Origin of the sequence: Pseudomonas sp. NFX224, from assembly GCF_048565165.1 — a bacterium.
Lineage (GTDB): Bacteria > Pseudomonadota > Gammaproteobacteria > Pseudomonadales > Pseudomonadaceae > Aquipseudomonas.
In genome coordinates, this window is the sequence record NZ_CP183416.1 from 5301181 (window position 1) to 5319811 (window position 18631).

General features: G+C 59.9%; 13 protein-coding genes and 1 pseudogene. 8 read left to right on the forward strand and 6 right to left on the reverse strand.

Translation table 11 applies throughout. The features are described from left to right. Positions 1 to 4: 4 nt before the first annotated feature. The 3 genes from ggt (at position 5) to ACNYC6_RS24195 (ending at position 3797) form a co-directional block, all read left to right on the forward strand. Entirely contained in the window at positions 5 to 1732 is a 1728-nt protein-coding gene (ggt, locus tag ACNYC6_RS24185; RefSeq protein ID WP_419709478.1) for a gamma-glutamyltransferase, read from the forward strand. 68 nt (positions 1733 to 1800) lie between these two features. Then, complete coding sequence (locus tag ACNYC6_RS24190) at positions 1801 to 2334, forward strand: cysteine hydrolase family protein (RefSeq protein WP_419709479.1); 534 nt, start codon at positions 1801 to 1803, stop codon at positions 2332 to 2334. 359 nt (positions 2335 to 2693) lie between these two features. Next, positions 2694 to 3797: a sterol desaturase family protein gene (locus tag ACNYC6_RS24195; RefSeq protein ID WP_419709480.1), complete on the forward strand. Its 1104-nt coding sequence runs from the start codon at positions 2694 to 2696 to the stop codon at positions 3795 to 3797. Here ACNYC6_RS24195 and ACNYC6_RS24200 read toward each other — a convergent pair. From ACNYC6_RS24200 to lipA, 3 genes and pseudogenes are all read right to left on the reverse strand, one after another. After that, positions 3700 to 4422, reverse strand: a complete 723-nt coding sequence (locus tag ACNYC6_RS24200; RefSeq protein WP_419709481.1) for a L,D-transpeptidase family protein — start codon at positions 4420 to 4422, stop codon at positions 3700 to 3702. The genes ACNYC6_RS24195 and ACNYC6_RS24200 overlap by 98 nt on opposite strands. After that, on the reverse strand, positions 4419 to 5177 hold the full coding sequence (locus ACNYC6_RS24205; RefSeq protein WP_419709482.1) for a M15 family metallopeptidase: 759 nt from the start codon (positions 5175 to 5177) through the stop codon (positions 4419 to 4421). The genes ACNYC6_RS24200 and ACNYC6_RS24205 overlap by 4 nt, the downstream gene beginning before the upstream one ends. Positions 5178 to 5210: 33 nt before the next feature. Further along, a pseudogene (gene lipA / locus ACNYC6_RS24210) lies at positions 5211 to 6192 on the reverse strand (lipoyl synthase). Between the two features lie 93 nt (positions 6193 to 6285). Here lipA and ACNYC6_RS24215 point away from each other — a divergent pair. Then, complete coding sequence (locus ACNYC6_RS24215; protein ID WP_419709483.1) at positions 6286 to 7245, forward strand: tRNA dihydrouridine synthase; 960 nt, start codon at positions 6286 to 6288, stop codon at positions 7243 to 7245. Positions 7246 to 7316: 71 nt separating this feature from the next. Here ACNYC6_RS24215 and ACNYC6_RS24220 read toward each other — a convergent pair whose 3' ends face one another. Then, positions 7317 to 9593 (reverse strand): nitric-oxide reductase large subunit, encoded by a 2277-nt coding sequence (locus ACNYC6_RS24220; protein WP_419709484.1) that lies wholly within the window; start codon positions 9591 to 9593, stop codon positions 7317 to 7319. 120 nt (positions 9594 to 9713) lie between these two features. On the opposite strand from ACNYC6_RS24220, the gene ACNYC6_RS24225 reads away from it, so the two are divergent. Further along, positions 9714 to 10919 carry an ISL3 family transposase gene (locus ACNYC6_RS24225; RefSeq protein WP_419709226.1) on the forward strand — a complete coding sequence of 402 codons (1206 nt, stop codon included), beginning with the start codon at positions 9714 to 9716 and terminating at the stop codon, positions 10917 to 10919. Positions 10920 to 11203: 284 nt separating this feature from the next. Here the strand turns inward: ACNYC6_RS24225 and ACNYC6_RS24230 are convergent, their stop codons facing one another. Then, positions 11204 to 14482, reverse strand: a complete 3279-nt coding sequence (locus tag ACNYC6_RS24230; protein WP_419709485.1) for a PAS domain S-box protein — start codon at positions 14480 to 14482, stop codon at positions 11204 to 11206. Between the two features lie 66 nt (positions 14483 to 14548). Continuing rightward, positions 14549 to 15439, reverse strand: a complete 891-nt coding sequence (locus ACNYC6_RS24235; RefSeq protein ID WP_338585800.1) for a LysR family transcriptional regulator — start codon at positions 15437 to 15439, stop codon at positions 14549 to 14551. 147 nt (positions 15440 to 15586) lie between these two features. Between ACNYC6_RS24235 and leuC the strand changes: the two genes are divergently transcribed. From leuC to ACNYC6_RS24250, 3 genes are all read left to right on the forward strand, one after another. Further along, the gene (leuC, locus tag ACNYC6_RS24240; RefSeq protein ID WP_419709486.1) at positions 15587 to 17005 is read left to right on the forward strand and encodes a 3-isopropylmalate dehydratase large subunit; all 1419 of its coding nucleotides are present in this window, start codon (positions 15587 to 15589) and stop codon (positions 17003 to 17005) included. A 10-nt stretch (positions 17006 to 17015) separates the two neighbouring features. Continuing rightward, entirely contained in the window at positions 17016 to 17660 is a 645-nt protein-coding gene (gene leuD / locus ACNYC6_RS24245) for a 3-isopropylmalate dehydratase small subunit (protein WP_419709487.1), read from the forward strand. A 139-nt stretch (positions 17661 to 17799) separates the two neighbouring features. After that, complete coding sequence (locus ACNYC6_RS24250) at positions 17800 to 18567, forward strand: class I SAM-dependent methyltransferase (RefSeq protein ID WP_419709488.1); 768 nt, start codon at positions 17800 to 17802, stop codon at positions 18565 to 18567. Positions 18568 to 18631: the final 64 nt, after the last annotated feature.

The window sequence follows — 18631 nt, forward strand, 5'->3', positions numbered from 1 at the left end:
ACTCATGAAGTACGAACCTTTTGCCAAATCGCTAATTGCGACCTCGTTGGCGCTCAGTTGCCTGACTGCCCATGCGGCCTCCGTCGCCCCGGTTGCCGCCGAAAACGGCATGGTGGTCACCGCCCAGCATCTGGCCAGTCACGTGGGCGTGGATGTGTTGAAGGACGGTGGCAACGCGGTCGATGCAGCTGTCGCGGTGGGTTACGCGTTGGCGGTGGTGTATCCAGCGGCGGGTAACCTGGGCGGTGGTGGTTTCATGACCATTCAACTGGCTGACGGGCGCAAGACCTTCCTCGACTTCCGTGAAAAAGCCCCGCTGGCTGCCACCGCCGACATGTACCTGGACGAGGCCGGCAACGTTATTCCGGACCTGAGTACCCGTGGCCACCTGGCCGTCGGCGTGCCGGGCACTGTTTCCGGCATGGAACTGGCCCTGAGCAAGTACGGCACCAAGCCGCGCAAAGAGGTGATCGCCCCGGCAATCAAACTCGCTGAAGACGGTTTCGTGCTGGAGCAGGGCGATGTCGAGTTGCTGGAATACGCCACCGACGTGTTCAAGAAGGACATGAAGGATTCCGGTTCGATCTTCCTCAGCAACGGTGAACCGATGCAGGTCGGGCAAAAACTGGTGCAAAAAGACCTCGGAAAAACCCTGCGCGAGATCTCCGAAAAGGGTGCGGACGGTTTCTATAAAGGTTGGGTGGCCGACGCCCTCGTCACCTCCAGTCAAGCCAACAAAGGCATCATTACCCAAGCCGACCTCGACAAATACAAGACCCGCGAACTGGCGCCGATCGAGTGCGACTACCGTGGCTACCACGTGGTTTCGGCACCGCCGCCGAGCTCCGGCGGCGTGGTGATCTGCCAGATCATGAACATCCTCGAAGGCTATCCGATGAAGGATCTGGGCTACCACTCGGCCCAGGGCATGCACTACCAGATCGAAGCGATGCGTCACGCTTATGTCGATCGCAACAGCTACCTCGGCGACCCGGATTTCGTGAAAAACCCGATCGCCCATTTGCTGGACAAGAACTACGCGACCAAACTCCGCGAAGCCATCAACCCGCAAAAGGCCGGCGTGTCCAAGGACCTCAAACCCGGCGTAGCGCCCCATGAGGGCAGCAACACCACCCACTACTCGATCGTCGACAAATGGGGCAACGCGGTGTCGGTGACCTACACCCTCAACGACTGGTTCGGCGCCGGGGTCATGGCCAGCAAGACCGGGGTCATCCTCAACGACGAAATGGATGACTTCACCTCGAAAATCGGTGTGCCGAACATGTACGGCCTGGTGCAGGGCGAGGCCAACGCCATCGCCCCCGGCAAGGCGCCGTTGTCGTCCATGAGCCCGACCATCGTCACCAAGGACGGCAAAGTGGTGATGGTGGTCGGCACGCCGGGCGGCAGCCGCATCATCACCGCGACCTTGTTGACCATGCTCAACGTCATCGACTACGGCATGAACATTCAGGAAGCGGTGGATGCGCCGCGTTTCCACCAGCAATGGTTGCCGGAGGAAACCAATCTGGAAACCTTCACCACCAGCCCGGACACGGTGAAGATCCTCGAAAGCTGGGGCCACAAGTTCGCCGGCCCGCAGGATGCCAACCACCTGGCGGCGATCCTCGTAGGGGCGCCGTCGCTGGATGGAAAACCGGTGGGCAAGAATCGTTTCTACGGAGCCAACGATCCACGGCGTAACACCGGTTTGTCGCTGGGCTATTGAGGGTTGTGTTTGACGAGGGACGGACTTATGTTCGTCCCTCGCTCCTCTGACATTTCAAGGAAGGAACCATGACCACTGCACTGTTAATCATCGACGTCCAGCAGGCGCTATGCTCGGGTGAATACAAGTGCTTCGAGATCGAACGTGTAATCAAAACCATCAACGACCTTTCGACGCGGGCGCGCAATGCCGGTGTTCCGGTGGTTTTGATTCAGCACGAAGAGGCGGAGGGTCTCTTAACGTACGATGCGGCTGGCTGGCAACTGGCTGAAGGGCTGCAAACGGCGCCAAAGGACCTGCGCGTACGCAAGACCGCCGGGGATTCGTTCTACCAGACCAACCTGCAAAAGCATTTGCCCAAAGAAGACTTTGAACGCCTGGTCATTTGCGGTCTGCAAACCGATTACTGCGTCAACGCCACTGTGCGTCAGGCGCTGAAACTGGGCTATGACGTGGTGCTGGCGAACGACGCGCATTCCACCGTCGACATCGGCAACCTCACCGCTGACGACATCATTGCCGAGCACAATAAGGATTGGGCGCGCCTCACCGGTTCGGTGGCCCGGATCGACGTGGTCCCAACCAAGGGCATTCACTTTTGAAATCACCACATTCCCTGTAGGAGCGAGACTGCTCACTCCTACAAGGTGTCTCAGGTCGCAAATCGCAAATCCGCGCCTCGATGTAGGCAGGCAAGCCCACCAGCGGACCGTCGCTCTCGCGCAGCACAGCAGACGCTTCCAGCAACGGCTCGACAAACCCGAGCAGAACCCTGTTCTCCCGGACATCGGCATTGGGGATATCCGTTGCCGAAGCTCACAGGCCTGAATAAGATACATCCTCAATAGCGTCTACACTTGCTGGTCTGCCAAGGATGAAGCAGCACTTGCAGGAGCACGGCTTGCCGGCAAGCCGTGCTCCTGCAGGAAGCGATTTTGCACTTCGACAGGGGCAGCCGTTCATGGATGTTCTCGCACCGTTCTACCAATACCTGTTCAGGTGGGTCATCGCACCTGTCAGCGAGCAGTTTCTTGGCCTGTTCGACCTCAATGGCCGCCTCTGTGTGGCTTTTCTCTTTACCTCCTATGCCGTTGCTTACGCTCTGTTCCGCTTCAGGAAGGCTCGCGGGCTGGCCGACGCACACACGTTCTGGCAGTTCATCGGCGGCAACCGCGTGCATTTTCATCCTTCGGCATTGCTCGATTACCGCTACTACTTCGTGCGCGCGATCCTCAAAGTCATGCTGGTGGTGCCGATTGTCGGGCTGGTCGATCCGTACGTGCTGCGCTCCGGTGACTACATCCGCTTTTTCACCCACCTGTGGGGCGCGCGGGTGCAGGTGGAGGAACACTTGGCGCTGTCCTTGCTCTACGGGCTGGGCGTGTTCTTGCTGCAGGACTTCATCCACTACTGGGCGCACCGTGCTTATCACTCGCGCTACTTGTGGGCCTTCCACAAAGTCCATCATTCGGCGCCGGTGCTGGTTCCGGTGACGGCCAGCCGCGTGCACTTCGTCGAAAAAATGGTCGAGCGGCTGATCGACATCGTGTTCATCAGCGCGTTTGCTGGCGTGTTCTGGTACGCCTGCGGCGGGGAGATCAGCCGCTACACGCTGTTCGGCGTGACCTACATAGTGTTCATCCTCAATGCATTGGCGGCGAACCTGCGCCACAGCCATGTCTGGCTGTCGTTCGGTCCGGCGGTCGAGCATGTGCTGAACAGTCCAGCGCAGCACCAGATCCATCACAGCGATGCGCCTCGGCACATGAACAAGAACTTCGGTGTGAACCTGTCACTCTGGGACTGGATGTTCGGCACGCTTTACGTCACGCAGGCGAAACCCGAGGCCATTCGCTTCGGCACCGGTGAAGCGGATCAGGAGCGTTACCTGACGCTCTATAGCCTGATCGTGACGCCGTTTGTTGAGACGGCGTGCACGTTCCGTCAGACAAAGCGTGTACCTGAAATCAGCGCTGCGGAAGCTTCCAGCGTTCACGCAACAGCTCGTATTGCGCCTGGGGCAGCTGCACCAGCAGCGGGGACTGGCGCGAGTCGAGCCAGGTGAGCAGGCGAGCAATATCTTCCGGGGCCATGGCGGTGCAGCCTCGGGTCGGCGCTGTCGAGCTGCGCCAGATGTGGAAGAATATGCAGGAGCCTGCGCCGGGAGACGCAGGCGTGTTGTGCTCGATGAAAATCCCTTGGCGATACAGATCGTCCTTGCGTCGCATGCGTTCGGCGCTGTTCCAGTCTTTTTCCATGCTGAAGCCATCGACGAGCTGGTTGTAGCGCGCCGACTGGCTGTCATCCACGCATTCGATGGTCGGGGTCAGCGCGAGATAAGGCAGGCGAGTGCTGGCTGAAGCGTCGTAGCCGAACACTGTTCCCAGTTTGAACATCCCGGCCGGGGCCTTGCCATCGCCTTCCTGTTTGATCGGGCCCTGAGGTTGCTCGACGATTTTCAGGCCCTTGCCCCAGCCCATGCCATTTTTCCCGAGCACCACGGGAAATGCGGCTTCGAACTTTTCAAATCGGTCGCCGTGCCGTTCATAGCGCTGGGCGATGCCCTGGATGTCATCCCAGTTTTTGCTGGTGACAACAATCAACTGACCGCTGCCGTCGAGTCCCTGAGCCATGGCTGCACCGGGCAACAGCAGCATCAGCAATGACCAGACCCCGATCAGGTGGCTCATGGCGCCAACGGCGTAATGGGGAAGTCCATGACGGTCTTCAATGACGCGTCCCGGCTGTACGTGAAGTGCCACCACTCGTTGGCGTAACCGATAAATCCTTCCTTCTCCATCGCACGGCTGAGTCGCTGGCGATTGTCCTTGGCTGCCGCGCTGATCAGTGATGAATCGGTATGTGCGCGCTCATCGAAACAGTCGAACCCAGTGCCCATGTCGACGGCGCCATCGTGCCAGCGCTGACCATAAGGCGCGGTGCAATCGACCGGCGTGGCGGCAGGCGTCCAGGTGTCGGCGGCCAGGGCGCCCGGGCCGGTCAGGGTGAGGTCGACCGTACTGCCACGGGAGTGATTGGACACCCGCGCCACGTAACCCAGGCGCCAGAAGTCCTGTTTGTCTACCCGTGGATAGAATTCAGCCTTGCGTGGGTCGCCCGGCTCCGTGGCGAAACGGCCCATGTCGGCGACTGCCCGAGCGGGGCGATAGCAGTCGAACACCTTCAAACCGTAGCCGTCGGCCTCAAGGGCCGTTTGTGCCCGGGCCAGAGCCTTGGCGGCGTCCACTGACAACAGGCACTCGGCGGCCTGGTAACCGTCGAGCGGATGCCCGGTGAAGTTGTGGGCGCTGGCGTAGCGGATGTCCTGCTCGATACCCGGATCGATCGTGCGCAGATAGACCATGTGTTCGGGTTTCGATTCCTCGGCCATACACGGCGTGGCAAGGCACAGGCACAGCAGCAACAGACAGGGTGAACGCGACATCGCAAACGGCTCCATGCATGACCAGTCACCTCATCATGGCTTGAAACCCGCTCCACCTCCATGAAGTTGTTGATCGGCATGATAGGACGAGCGCACCAATGGTGCCGGACGCGACGTTTTTGAAACCCATGCGTGCGCCTTCCTCGGCGAACCAGGCAAACACGTCCGGGTGCACGAAACGCTGGACCGGCAAGTGACTGCGCGACGGTTGCAAGTACTGGCCGAGGGTGAGCATGTCGATGTCGTGGTCGCGCATGCGCTGCATGACTTCGATCACTTCCTCATCGGTTTCACCCAGGCCCAGCATCAGTCCGGATTTGGTCGGCACCTGCGGCACCCGTTGCTTGAAGTTCTGCAACAGGTCCAGCGACCACTCGAAATCCGAACCCGGCCGCGCGGCCTTATACAAACGCGGCACGGTTTCCAGGTTGTGGTTGAACACATCCGGCGGTTCCGATGCGGTGATCGCCAAGGCGACGTCCATGCGCCCGCGATAATCCGGCACCAGGGTTTCCAGTTGAATGCCCGGCGACAGCTTGCGGATCTCGCGCAGGCGATCGACAAAGTGTTGAGCGCCGCCATCGCGCAAATCGTCGCGATCCACCTAGGTGATCACCACGTACTTAAAGCGTAATTCGGCGATGGCCACGGCGAGGTTGGTCGGCTCGTCGACATCCAGCGGTTTCGGACGTCCGTGGCCGACGTCGCAGAACGGACAGCGGCGGGTGCAGATGTCGCCCATGATCATGAACGTCGCCGTGCCCCCGGAAAAACACTCGCCGAGGTTCGGGCAGGAGGCTTCTTCGCAGACGCTGTGCAGCTCGTGTTTGCGCAGCAGTTGCTTGATGCGGTCGACCTCGGGGGAGGTTGGCATGCGCACGCGAATCCAGTCGGGTTTGCGCGGGGACTCATCGGTGGGAATGATCTTCACCGGAATCCGCGCGAGCTTCTCTGCACCGCGCAGTTTGATGCCGACTTCTACTTTGGCATTCATGATGCTTTCCTTGTGCAACATAGAATCTCCCACAATGGATCTGCGATGTTCTGCAGATTTACCCAGTAATCCAGTAAACTGCTGCACGTTTTTTCCTTGAGTAGTGTTTTTCCCATGCAAATTGCTTTGGCGCCCATGGAGGGGTTGGTCGACGACATCCTGCGCGACGTGCTGACCCGAGTGGGCGGCATCGATTGGTGTGTGACCGAGTTCATTCGGGTCAACGACCAGTTGCTCACACCGGCCTATTTCCACAAGTTCGGCCCGGAGTTGCTCAACGGTGCCCGCACCGCGTCCGGTGTGCCGCTGCGCGTGCAGTTGCTGGGTTCCGATCCGGTGTGCCTGGCGGAAAACGCCGCACTGGCCTGCGAGTTGGGCTCGGAAGTGATCGACCTGAACTTCGGTTGCCCGGCCAAGACCGTGAATAAATCCCGTGGCGGCGCAGTTCTGCTGAAAGAACCTGAACTGCTCAACCAGATCGTCGAACACGTCCGTCGCGCCGTTCCGGCGCACATTCCCGTCACCGCCAAGATGCGCCTGGGCTTCGACAGTCCCGACGGCTCGCTGGTGTGTGCCACGGCGTTGGCCGAAGGCGGCGCTGAACACATCGTGGTCCACGCGCGAACCAAGGTCGACGGCTACAAGCCGCCAGCGCATTGGGAATGGATTCCACGCGTGCAAGACGTGGTCAAAGTGCCGGTGTTCGCCAACGGTGATATCTGGAGCGTCGAAGACTGGCGTCGTTGCCGCGAGATCAGCGGCGTTGAAGACATCATGCTCGGTCGCGGCCTGGTTTCGCGTCCCGACCTGGCAATGCAAATCGCCGCGGCACGGGCCGGTGAAGAGGTCGTGGAGATGACCTGGGCCGAGCTGTTGCCGTTGATCCAGGACTTCTGGCTGCAGGCCAAGGCGCAGATGACCGCGCGTCAATCGCCGGGCCGCTTGAAGCAATGGCTGGCGATGCTGACCCGCAATTATCCTGAAGCCGTAGAGCTGTTCACCGTTCTGCGTCGCGAGACCGAACTGGATAACGTTTCGCGTTTGCTGGGGTTGCCGGTGGCGGACGCGGCCTGAAAGAATCTCTGAGTTATCTCTTCCAGAGCAACAAGAAGGGCGCCAACGGCGCCCTTTTTTGTGCCTGCGAATTAACGTTTTTCCGCAATCGTTGCAGATTCTATCGCGCGGGGATGCCGGGACGAAAACAGCAAGCCGCCGACGATCTGCCAGATCACCGCAAACGCGCCGACCAGGAACACGATGTCACCGAACGTGCGCACCCAGCGCAGGGTTTGCAGCAAATCTTGCTGCATGAACGCTTCGCTGCGGGCGTACCACAGGCCTTGGCTGGCGCTGGCGTAAAACTGCAGGATGCCAATCGGCAACAGACTGGTGACGATCATCAGCATCAGGCCGCCGTTGAGCCACCAGAAACCGGTGTTCATCAGCCGGTTGTTGAGCTGCAAGTCAGGTCGCAGGTAACGCAGGATCAGCAAGCTGAAGCCCAGCGCCAGGGAGCCATAAACCCCGAATAACGCCGCATGTGCATGCAATGGCGTGGTGTTCAGGCCCTGTATGTAATACAGCGCGATCGGTGGATTGATGAGGAAGCCGAATACACCGGCGCCGAGCATGTTCCAGAACGCAGTAGCGATGAAGAACTGCAACGGCCAACGCAGCGGTGCCATCCACGGCGCGCGCTCTTTCAGGCGCCAGTTTTCCCAGGCTTCATAGCCAAGCAAAATCAGCGGCACCACTTCCAGGGCGCTGAAGGTTGCGCCGACCGCCATCACTGGCGTAGTGGTCCCGGCGAAGTAGATGTGGTGGAAGGTGCCGGGTACGCCGCCGAGCATGAACAACGAGGCCGAACCGAGGGTCGCGGTGGTGGCCAGGCGTTTGGAGACCAGCCCCATGCTGGTGAAAATGAAAGCCAGGGCAGTGGTGGCGAACACCTCGAAGAAGCCTTCGACCCACAGATGCACGACCCACCAGCGCCAGTACTCCATGACCGACAGGTTGGTGCGCTCGCCATAAAACAGGCCTGCACCGTAGAACAGGCCGATGGCGATTACCGACGCGGCCAGCAAGGCCAGCAGGTTTTTGTCGCCGGGCTGGCGCAGGGCCGGGACCATCGCGCGCAACATCAGCACCAGCCAGAACACGATCCCGGCAAACTTGGCGATTTGCCACAGACGTCCGAGGTCAACGTACTCGTAACCCTGGTGGCCGAGCCAGAAGCTCCATTGCGCCGGCATCAGTTGAGCAATGGCGAGGAAGTTGCCGGCATACGAGCCGACAACGACCAACACCAGCGCCCAGAACAGCACATCTACGCCGAGTTTTTGCCACTTCGGGTCTTTGCCGCCGTTGATGAACGGCGCCAGGAACAGTCCGGCTGCAAGAAATCCGGTGGCGATCCAGAACATTGCACTCTGCAAATGCCAGGTTCGGGTCAGCGAGTAGGGGAACCACTTCGACAGCGGCAGCCCATAGAAATCCTGGCCCTCGACCGTGTAGTGCGCCGTCACGCCGCCCATCAGCACCTGGAAGCCGAACAGTGCGCCGACCAGCAACAGGTATTTGCCCAGGGCCTTTTGCGAAGGCGTAAGTTTGATCAGACTCAGCGGGTCCTGTGCCGGAATCTTGGGTTCGCCTTCGTCGTGATTACGCAGGAACGCCCAGCCCCAGACCAGGAAGCCAATACCTGCCAACAGCACGACGATGCTGACGATCGACCAGACCATGTTTTCGGCGGTCGGCTGGTTGTCGATCAACGGCTCATGGGGCCAGTTGTTGGTGAATGTCGCGCTCTGGCCATCGCGTTCGGTGGCGGCTGCCCATGCAGTCCAGAAGAAAAACTGCGTCAACTGCTCGCGTCGGGCGGCGTCGGGCAGGGTGTTTTCTTTCATGGCAAAGCTTTCGCGGCTTTGATGCAGCGAAGCGGCGTTGCCGAATAGGTCTTGGTAATACGCGGCAGTTTGCGCAATGGCCTGGACGCGGCGATCACTGAGGACCAGCGTGCCATCGACCAGTCGATTGCCACGGTACTCGCGTTTGAGTTGATGGCGCAGCAGGGCCTGCTGGTCGTCATCGATATCCTGATAGGCCTTGGCGTAATTCTGCTGCGCCGCCAGGTCCAGCCAGGCGAGCAATTCGCGATGCAGCCAGTCGGCGGTCCAGTCCGGTGCCTGATAGGCGCCGTGGCCCCAGATCGAGCCCAGCTGCATGCCACCGACGCTTTGCCACGCGGTTTGGCCATCAAGAATATCGCCTGCGCGGAAAAGGGTTTTGCCTTCGACGCTTTGCACTTCATCGGGAATTGGCGGTGCCTGTCGATAGATCTCGTGGCCGAACCAGCCGAGCAGGCAGAAGGTCACGCCGAGGACGCCAATCAACGACCACCATAATTTGCGGTATTCACCCATGGATCACCTTAATGTCAAAAAAAAGGTTCTTCACGGAATCCCGGGAAACACAGAAACAAGAACGCCGATTTGATTGATGATGTTCGTGCGAGCAAACACATCTAACAAACCGGCGTTCTTATGCGCGATATTAATACTTTCCTTCCGTTTTGGGAGGGCTTTTCTGTCGTCACGATCAAGCCTGAGGGTGATGCCCTACGGATCGAACTGACTCCCCACGCCACCCGATTTCCTTCCTGTGGCGGCTGCCAAAAGCCTTGTTCAACCACTCATGAGTATTGCGAGCGAACCGTTCGCGATTTGCCCATTCTCGGCCGCGCGGTACGCCTCAGCGTGCTGCTCAGGCGCGTTGGCTGCCGCGACTGTGGCAAACGCATGGAGGCCGTGAGTTGGCTGGATCGCTATGCGCGCATGACACGCCGCTTGGCTGATGCGGTTATTCAGGCCAGCGAACGCCTTCCCACCCTGCACGTGGCCCAGATGTTTGGGCTGCATTGGGACACCGTGCGGTTGCTGGAGCGTCGGGCCTTGCAAGCGGCATTGAGCGAGTTGCCGACGGCTCAACCACGACGCCTGGTGATGGATGAATTCGCGCTGTTTAAAGGGCATCGCTACGCCAGTGTTGTGTTGGATGCCGATACGCGACGAGTGCTATGGATCGGCGAAGGCCGCAGCCGGGCGGCAGTTCGGCCCTTTTTCGAAGAGCTTGGGCCAGAGGGATGTGCTCGAATCGAAGCGGTGGCAATGGACATGAACACTGCGTTTGACCTGGAGGTTCGTCAGCACTGCCCGAAAGCGCGTGTGGTCTACGACCTCTTTCATGTGGTGGCCAAATATGGCCGAGAGGTCATTGACCGGGTCCGCGTCGACGAAGCTAACCGATTGCGTCATGACAAGCCGGCTCGCAAGGTCATCAAGCAGGCGCGATGGCTGTTGCTGCGCAATCCACAGAATCTGAAAACGCCGGAACAGCAGGTTCGCTTGCAAGATTTGTTGGCGGCCAACCAATCGCTGATGACGGTGTATTTGATGAAGGCTGAGCTCAAAACACTCTGGACACCGAGTGCTGCCTGGGCTTGGCGATCGGCCTGGAAGCAATGGCTGCGCCATGCTCATGAAAGCGAACTACCGGCACTGATCCAGTTCGCCAATCGGCTGAAGGCTTACTGGCGAGGCATCGTCAGTCGGGTTCGCTGGCCGATGCACACAGGGCAGTTGGAAGGTATAAACAATCGAATAAAGGTCATCAAACGGATGGCGTACGGTTACCGGGATAGCGAATTCTTTTTCATGAAGATCAAGAGCGTCTTTCCCGGTAATCCGTGAAGAACCAAAAAAAAGCGCCCGCATAACGAGTATGCGGGCGCAGAAAACCCGGCCGTGTGATCGGGAAGAGACGCCGGGGTGTTGCTCAGGGAAAATGATCGGTTGTCGCGATCATTGGCTAGCGGGGGCGGGACGTTTGTCTGCCATGGGATGAATGTACGGTGCACTCGATACTGCGTCACTCCTACTCAGGGTCAGTGGCGTCATGTCTGGGTTTTAATGATTTATACGAAGGTATGGGGGCGATTTCTGCAGGAGCGAGCTTGCTCCTGCAATGACCCGTATCACCTGAGCAATTTTTGAAACTCTTCCACCGGCAGCGGCTTGCTGTGCAGATACCCTTGATAGAAGTGACAGCCCAGCCCTTGCAGGAACTCCAATTGTTCCGGCGTTTCGACACCTTCGGCAATCACTTTCAATTCCAGGCTGCGGGCCATGGCGACGATGGCGCGGATGATCTCGGCGTCGTTGGGGTCGGTGGTGGCGTCGCGGATGAATGACTGGTCGATTTTCAGCGTGTCGACCGGCAGGCGCTTGAGGTAGGTCAGCGACGAGTAGCCGGTGCCGAAGTCATCCATGGCGAAACTGACACCGAGCTTTTTCAGCTGACGCATTTTGCTGATGGTGTCTTCCAGGTTCTGGATGACGATGCCTTCGGTGATTTCCAGTTTAAGTAGCGAGCAGGGCAGGCCATAGCTGGCGAGGCTTTCCTCGACGCGTTCGACGAAGTCGTTCTGGCGGAACTGCCGTGGGCTGATGTTCACGCACAGGCTGAAATCGAGTGGATCCACCAGGCCGTTGGCGATCATCAGGCGGCAGGCCTGGCACGCTTCGTCGAGAATCCAGGTGCCTACCTCCAGGATCAGGCCACTGTCCTCCAGCACCTTGATGAATTCGGTCGGCGATTGTGCGCCAAGTTCCGGATGGTTCCAGCGCACTAGCGCTTCGGCGCCGACGATGCGGTTATCCCGCGCATCAAGCTGCGGTTGGTAATGCACGCGGAACTCGCCGCGTGACAGGGCCAGGCGCAGGTCGGTTTCCATGCGCAGGCGTTCGCTCGCGGCCTTCTGCATGGTGTTGTGATACATCTGCGCGGTATTGCGCCCCGAATCCTTGGCGCGATAAAGAGCAATGTCGGCACGCTTGAGCAGGTCGGTCGGCGTGGAGCCGTGATCGGGAATCAGCGCGATGCCGATACTCGGCGTCACTTGCAGGCGTTGGCCGTCAAGGAACATCGGCTCGGACAGCAATTCGCGCAAGGTATCGGCCAGTTGTCGCACCTGGACGCTGACATCGTTGCGCGAGCCTTCAAGGCCGCTGAGCAACACCACGAACTCGTCACCGCCCAGGCGCGCGACGGTGTCTTCCATGCGCACGCTGGCTTCCAGGCGCGCAGTGATGATTTTCAGCACCGTATCGCCCACCGGATGGCCGAGGGAGTCGTTGATGTGCTTGAAGTGGTCGAGGTCGAGGAACATCAGCGCACCGCGCAGGTTGTGCCGCTTGAGCAGGGCGATTTGCTGGCTCAGGCGATCCATCAGCAGGGCGCGGTTGGGCAGGTTGGTCAGCGGGTCGTGGTAGGCGAGGTGGCGGATCTGCGCCTCGGCGTTTTTCAGCAGGCTGACGTCCCGCGCAGTCAGCAACAGGCACGCGGTTTCGTTGAGGGTGATCGGTTCCACCGAGACTTCGACGGTCAGTAACTCGCCGCGTTTGTTGCGCCCGAGCATTTCCTGATGATGAACCCGGCCCTTGATCTGCAGTTCGGCCAACAGCGCCGAGCGTTGCTTTTCTTCAGCCCAGATCCCGACCTGATAAACCGTGCGGCCAATCACTTCATCGGCGCGATAACCGGTCAAGCGACAGAAGCCGTCGTTGACCTCCAGATAGCGTCCGGTGTCGCGTTCGGTGATGGTGATGGCGTCGGGGCTGGAATGAAACGCCTTGGCGAATTTCTCTTCGCTGGCCTTCAGCGCTGCTTCCGAGCGTTGCTGTTGGGTGATGTCGCGCAGGGTGGTGACGATGCATGGCTGGTCGCCGACGCTGATCTGCCGGCTGGAAATCACGCAGGTCAGGGATTGCCCGTCCTTGTGCTGGACGAGAATCGCTACGTTATTGAGGCCTTGTTCGCGAATCACCTGTTCGATCCGTTGCAAGCTTTTCGCCGAGGCATCCCACAGGCCGATTTCGTCGGCGCTGCGACCGATCACGTCGGCGGCGCTCCAGCCGAAGGTCTGGGTGAAACTGGAGTTGATCTCGATGAACTGGCCGGTGTCCTGGCGGGTCACGCAGATCGGGTCCGGGCTGACCTGGAACAGCGTGGCGAATTTCTCTTCGGAGGCCACCAGCAGTTGTTCGCGTTCGACCTGGTCGGTGATGTCGAGCAAGGTGCCGGCCATGCGCAGCGGCACGCCGTTTTCATCGCGATAGAGCCGGGCTCGGCTTTCCAGATAGCGTGAGCTGCCGTCCGCCAATTGCACGCGATAGGTCAGTTGGTAGTTGCCGGCCGGGCCTTCGCGCAGGCTGCGGTAGGCGTCACGCATGGTGTCGCGCTCTTCGCCGGGCACGCCTTCGAAGAACTCGTCGAAGGACTCATGAAAAGGCTTGGCTTCGAGGCCGTGCAACTGTGCGGCGCGGGCCGAACCGTAGAGCATGCCGCTGGGAATGTGCCAGTCCCAGGTACCGAGTTGCGCCGAGTCCAGGGCCAGGTCGAGGCGTTCCTGACTGTCTTTGAGTGCGTGCTCGGCGGCTTTGCGTTCGGTGGTGTCGAGGAACGTGCTGAGCAGATAGGGTTGACCTTCGAGTTCGACCTTCTGCGCGCTGAGGATGCCGTCGTGGATCTGACCATTGCTGGCGCGAAACTGCACCTCCATGCTGGTCAACTCACCTTGGGCCTTGGTGGCTTTGACCAGCTCCGCCCGCTGCTCGGGGTGCACCCATAAGCCCAATTCCAGAGTGGTGCGGCCAATCGCGTCCTGCACCGGCCAACCGAACAGGCTTTCGAAATACTGGTTGGCTTCGGTGATCAGGCCGTCTTCCTGGCGAGTCAGCAGGACCATGTTCGGGCACAGGTGAAACAGCGTGGCGAAGCGTTTTTCCGAACTGCTCAACGCCTGCTCGCGTTGGCGCTGGTGGGTGATCTCGCGGATCACGCCGATCATTCGGGGGCGTCCGTGTTTGTCCGGCAGCAGGCTGCCGTTGATCTCCAGCCAGTGCAGGCTGCCGTCGGGCCAGCGAATGCGGTGGTGCATCGCATGCTCCAGCGGTGCGCCGGCGATCACCGCATGGAAGGCGCGGACGGTTTTCGCCCGGTCTTCGGGTGGCAGCAAATCGAGGTATTGCAGATCCGCCGGCAACGGTTGCCGGGGATCGAAGCCGAACAGTGCCTGCGTACCCCGCGACCAACTGATCTGCCCGCGCTCGATATCCCAATACCAAGCGCCCAAACGTGCGCCGTTCAGGGCTGCCAGCAATTGTGGGGCACTTTCCCAGCTCTGTTCGGAGCTTTTCGGGTCAAGTGCCTGGATGCGCGGCATCGGCGGAATACGGTCAACAGATTTCGGCATTGGCAAGCCTTAAGCTGAATGGGCTATTTGTGACAGGTTTTCGCGGCTCTATAGGAGTAGCACAAGTTAGCCTTGAGTCCCTGGCAGATCGATTTGAGCGTCCAGCAAGGCCATGAAGGCGCGTGCGGCATTCGACAGCGTCCGTTCTGTGTGCAGGATATAGCCTAGCTGGCGGGACAGTTGTATGCCCGGCAAAGGTATTCGTGCAACTTGATCATCGAGCATGGTGCGCGGCAGCACACTCCAGGCCAGGCCAATTGACACCATCATCTTGATGGTTTCCAGGTAATTGGTGCTCATGGCGATGTTCGGCGTCAGGCCCTGGGCCTCGAACAGGCGCTGGACGATGTGGTGTGTAAAGGTGTTGCCGCCGGGGAACACTGCCGGGTGGCGGGCGATATCCGCGAGGCTGACCTTGCCGTTATTGAGCAGCGAGTGCTCCGGTGCGACCACGAAGTCCAGCGGGTCGTCCCACACCGGCGTGGCCTTGACCAATGCGTGGGGCTCCGGCGCCAGGGTAATGACCGCCAGTTCCGCGCGGCCATGAAGAATTTCTTCGTAGGCCACTTCCGAATCGAGAAACTGAATATCCAGTGCAACCTCGGGATAACGTCGAGTGAACTCCCTTAATAAGGGTGGCAAACGGTGCAGGCCGATGTGGTGACTGGTGGCGAGGGTCAGACGACCGGTCACCTCGCCGGTGAGGTTGGTCAGGGCGCGGCGCGTATCATCAAGGACATTCAGAATCTGGTAGGCCCGCGGCAGCAGGGCGCGGCCCGCCTCGGTCAGCCCGACCTCGCGGCCCAGTCGATCGAACAGTCGCACCTTCAATTGCTGCTCCAGCCCGGCGATGCGCTTGCTGATCGCCGGCTGTGTCAGGTGCAGCCGTTCGCCCGCGCCGGAGAAACTTCCGGTCTCGGCGATGGCTATAAAGGCATTGAGGTTGGCCAGGTCCATGGTCGTATTCCAGTTGGTTATCCAAAGCATAAAAAATATGAATTTGAGTTATTTAATGTAACCCCATAGGATCAGCCTCACAAGCCAAAGGGTTATTGAATCACTCAAGACCCAGGGCATAGAAACAAGCTGATGAGGAACCGTCTGATGGCCGGCAAAACGCTCTACGACAAGCTCTGGGATTCGCATTTGGTCAAGCAGCGCGACGATGGCTCTGCGCTGATCTACATCGATCGTCACATCATCCACGAAGTGACCTCGCCGCAAGCCTTCGAAGGTCTGCGTCTGGCCGGGCGCAAGCCTTGGCGCATCGATGCCAACATCGCGACCCCGGACCACAACGTTCCGACCACTCCGGAGCGCAAGGGCGGCATCGAAGCCATTGCCGACCAGGTCTCGCGTTTGCAGGTCCAGACCCTCGACGACAACTGCGATGAGTACGGCATCGTCGAGTTCAAGATGAACGACGTCCGCCAAGGCATCGTCCACGTCATCGGCCCGGAGCAGGGCGCCACCTTGCCGGGCATGACCGTGGTCTGCGGCGACTCCCATACTTCGACCCACGGTGCATTCGGCGCTCTGGCTCACGGTATCGGCACTTCCGAGGTCGAGCACGTGCTCGCCACTCAGTGCCTGGTCGCCAAGAAAATGAAGAACATGCTGGTGTCGGTCGAGGGCGAATTGCCGTTCGGCGTGACCGCCAAGGACATCGTCCTCGCCGTGATCGGCAAGATCGGCACCGCCGGCGGTAACGGCCACGCCATCGAATTCGCTGGCAGCGCGATTCGCGACCTGTCCGTTGAAGGCCGCATGACCATTTGCAACATGTCGATCGAGGCTGGCGCTCGCGTAGGTCTGGTGGCGGCTGACGAAAAAACCGTGGCCTACGTTAAAGGTCGTCCATTTGCCCCGAAAGGCGCGGAATGGGATTTGGCCGTCGAAGCCTGGAAGGACCTGGTGTCCGACGCCGATGCGAAGTTCGACACCATCGTCGAGCTCGACGCGACTCAGATCAAGCCGCAAGTCAGCTGGGGCACTTCGCCTGAAATGGTGTTGGCCGTGGATCAGAGCGTGCCGGATCCTGCGAAGGAAATGGACCTGGTCAAGCGCGGTTCCATTGAGCGCGCCTTGAAATACATGGGTTTGACCGCCAATCAGGCGATCACCGACATTCAGCTGGATCGTGTGTTCATCGGTTCGTGCACCAACTCGCGGATCGAAGATTTGCGCGCAGCCGCCGTTATCGCCAAAGGCCGCAAAGTGGCCTCGACCATCAAGCAGGCCATCGTGGTGCCGGGCTCGGGTCTGGTGAAGGCGCAGGCTGAGTCGGAAGGCCTGGACAAGATTTTCCTCGAAGCCGGTTTCGAGTGGCGCGAGCCAGGTTGCTCGATGTGCCTGGCGATGAACCCGGACCGTTTGGAGTCCGGCGAGCATTGCGCCTCGACGTCCAACCGTAACTTCGAAGGCCGTCAGGGCGCGGGTGGTCGCACTCACCTCGTCAGCCCGGCCATGGCCGCCGCCGCCGCTGTGAACGGTCGTTTCGTCGACGTCCGTGAATTGATCTAAGGAGCGCAGCATGAAAGCTTTTACCCAGCACACTGGACTTGTCGCGCCTTTGGATCGTGCCAACGTCGACACCGACCAGATCATTCCGAAGCAATTTTTGAAGTCGATCAAGCGCACCGGTTTCGGCCCGAACCTGTTCGACGAGTGGCGCTACCTCGATGTGGGGCAGCCGTACCAGGACAACTCCAAGCGTCCGCTGAACAAGGACTTCGTCCTCAACGCCGAACGCTACCAGGGCGCCAGTGTGTTGCTGGCCCGCGAAAACTTCGGTTGCGGCTCCAGCCGCGAGCACGCGCCGTGGGCGCTGGAAGAATACGGTTTCCGCAGCATCATTGCGCCGAGCTACGCCGACATCTTCTTCAACAACAGCTTCAAGAACGGCTTGCTGCCGATCATCTTGAGTGACGCTGAAGTCGATGAGCTGTTCCAGCAGGTGGAAGCCGATCCGGGTTACCAGTTGCAGATCGATCTGCAAGCCCAGACCGTGAGCCGCCCGGACGGCAAGGTGTTGAACTTCGAAATCGACGCCTTCCGCAAACACTGCCTGCTCAACGGCCTGGACGACATCGGCCTGACCTTGCAGGACGGCGATGCGATTGCGACGTTTGAAGCCAAACATCGTGCGAGCCAGCCGTGGTTGTTTCGCGACGCGTGATTGATCCGAGATTGATGTAGTCAGGGCCGGCCCCATCGCTGGCAAGCCAGCTCCCACAGGAGATCCAATGTGGGAGCTGGCCTGCTAGCGATGGCGGCAGTAGAGACACCACAAGACTCACCCCAAAAAGGAAGTCCCCATGACCAGCACTGCCCAGCACACCCAGGTAGTCCAGAAGCAATTCGGTGAACAGGCTTCGGCCTACCTGAGCAGCGCCGTCCACGCTCAAGGCACTGAATTCGCGCTGCTACAGGCGGAGCTGGCGGGGCAGGGCGATGCCAGGGTTCTGGATTTGGGCTGCGGCGCCGGCCACGTGAGTTTTCACGTCGCCTCGTTGGTGAAAGAAGTGGTGGCGTATGACTTGTCGCAGCAAATGCTCGACGTGGTGACGGCCGCTGCTGTCGACCGTGGGTTGAGCAACGTGTCCACGGTCAACGGTGCCGCCGAGCGCCTGCCATTCGCCGACGGTGAGTTCGATTTCGTATTCAGCCGTTATTCGGCGCACCACTGGAGCGATCTCGGCCTGGCCCTGCGCGAAGTGCGTCGAGTGTTGAAGCCAGGTGGCGTGGCAGCGTTCATCGATGTGTTGTCACCGGGCAGTCCGTTGTTCGACACTTACCTGCAAAGCGTCGAAGTGCTGCGCGACACCAGCCATGTGCGCGATTATTCCGCCGGCGAGTGGTTGCGTCAGGTCAGCGAAGCGGGGTTGCATACCCGCAGTACCACGCGTCAGCGTCTGCGCCTGGAATTCAACAGCTGGGTCGAACGCATGCGCACACCGCAAGTGATGCGTGCAGCGATCCGCGAACTGCAGCAATCGATGGGCAACGAAGTACGCGAATATTTTGAGATTGAGGCCGATGGTTCGTTTAGTACGGATGTACTCGTGCTGATGGCTGAACGATAAGCGCCGAACGATAAGCATTTTTCCGGGCGCGCCGGTTGATGGCGCACCGACTGAAGACATGAGG

Bases quoted from the DNA above. Each gene is read 5' to 3' on its own strand.
- ACNYC6_RS24235 (WP_338585800.1), bottom strand. From the start codon at position 15,439: ATGGACCTGGCCAACCTCAATGCCTTTATAGCCATCGCCGAGACCGGA.
- ACNYC6_RS24195 (WP_419709480.1), top strand. From the start codon at position 2,694: ATGGATGTTCTCGCACCGTTCTACCAATACCTGTTCAGGTGGGTCATC.
- ACNYC6_RS24190 (WP_419709479.1), top strand. From the start codon at position 1,801: ATGACCACTGCACTGTTAATCATCGACGTCCAGCAGGCGCTATGCTCG.
- leuD (WP_419709487.1), top strand. From the start codon at position 17,016: ATGAAAGCTTTTACCCAGCACACTGGACTTGTCGCGCCTTTGGATCGT.
- ACNYC6_RS24225 (WP_419709226.1), top strand. From the start codon at position 9,714: ATGCGCGATATTAATACTTTCCTTCCGTTTTGGGAGGGCTTTTCTGTC.
- ACNYC6_RS24215 (WP_419709483.1), top strand. From the start codon at position 6,286: ATGCAAATTGCTTTGGCGCCCATGGAGGGGTTGGTCGACGACATCCTG.
- ACNYC6_RS24230 (WP_419709485.1), bottom strand. From the start codon at position 14,482: ATGCCGAAATCTGTTGACCGTATTCCGCCGATGCCGCGCATCCAGGCA.
- ACNYC6_RS24205 (WP_419709482.1), bottom strand. From the start codon at position 5,177: ATGTCGCGTTCACCCTGTCTGTTGCTGCTGTGCCTGTGCCTTGCCACG.
- ACNYC6_RS24220 (WP_419709484.1), bottom strand. From the start codon at position 9,593: ATGGGTGAATACCGCAAATTATGGTGGTCGTTGATTGGCGTCCTCGGC.
- leuC (WP_419709486.1), top strand. From the start codon at position 15,587: ATGGCCGGCAAAACGCTCTACGACAAGCTCTGGGATTCGCATTTGGTC.
- ACNYC6_RS24250 (WP_419709488.1), top strand. From the start codon at position 17,800: ATGACCAGCACTGCCCAGCACACCCAGGTAGTCCAGAAGCAATTCGGT.
- ggt (WP_419709478.1), top strand. From the start codon at position 5: ATGAAGTACGAACCTTTTGCCAAATCGCTAATTGCGACCTCGTTGGCG.
- ACNYC6_RS24200 (WP_419709481.1), bottom strand. From the start codon at position 4,422: ATGAGCCACCTGATCGGGGTCTGGTCATTGCTGATGCTGCTGTTGCCC.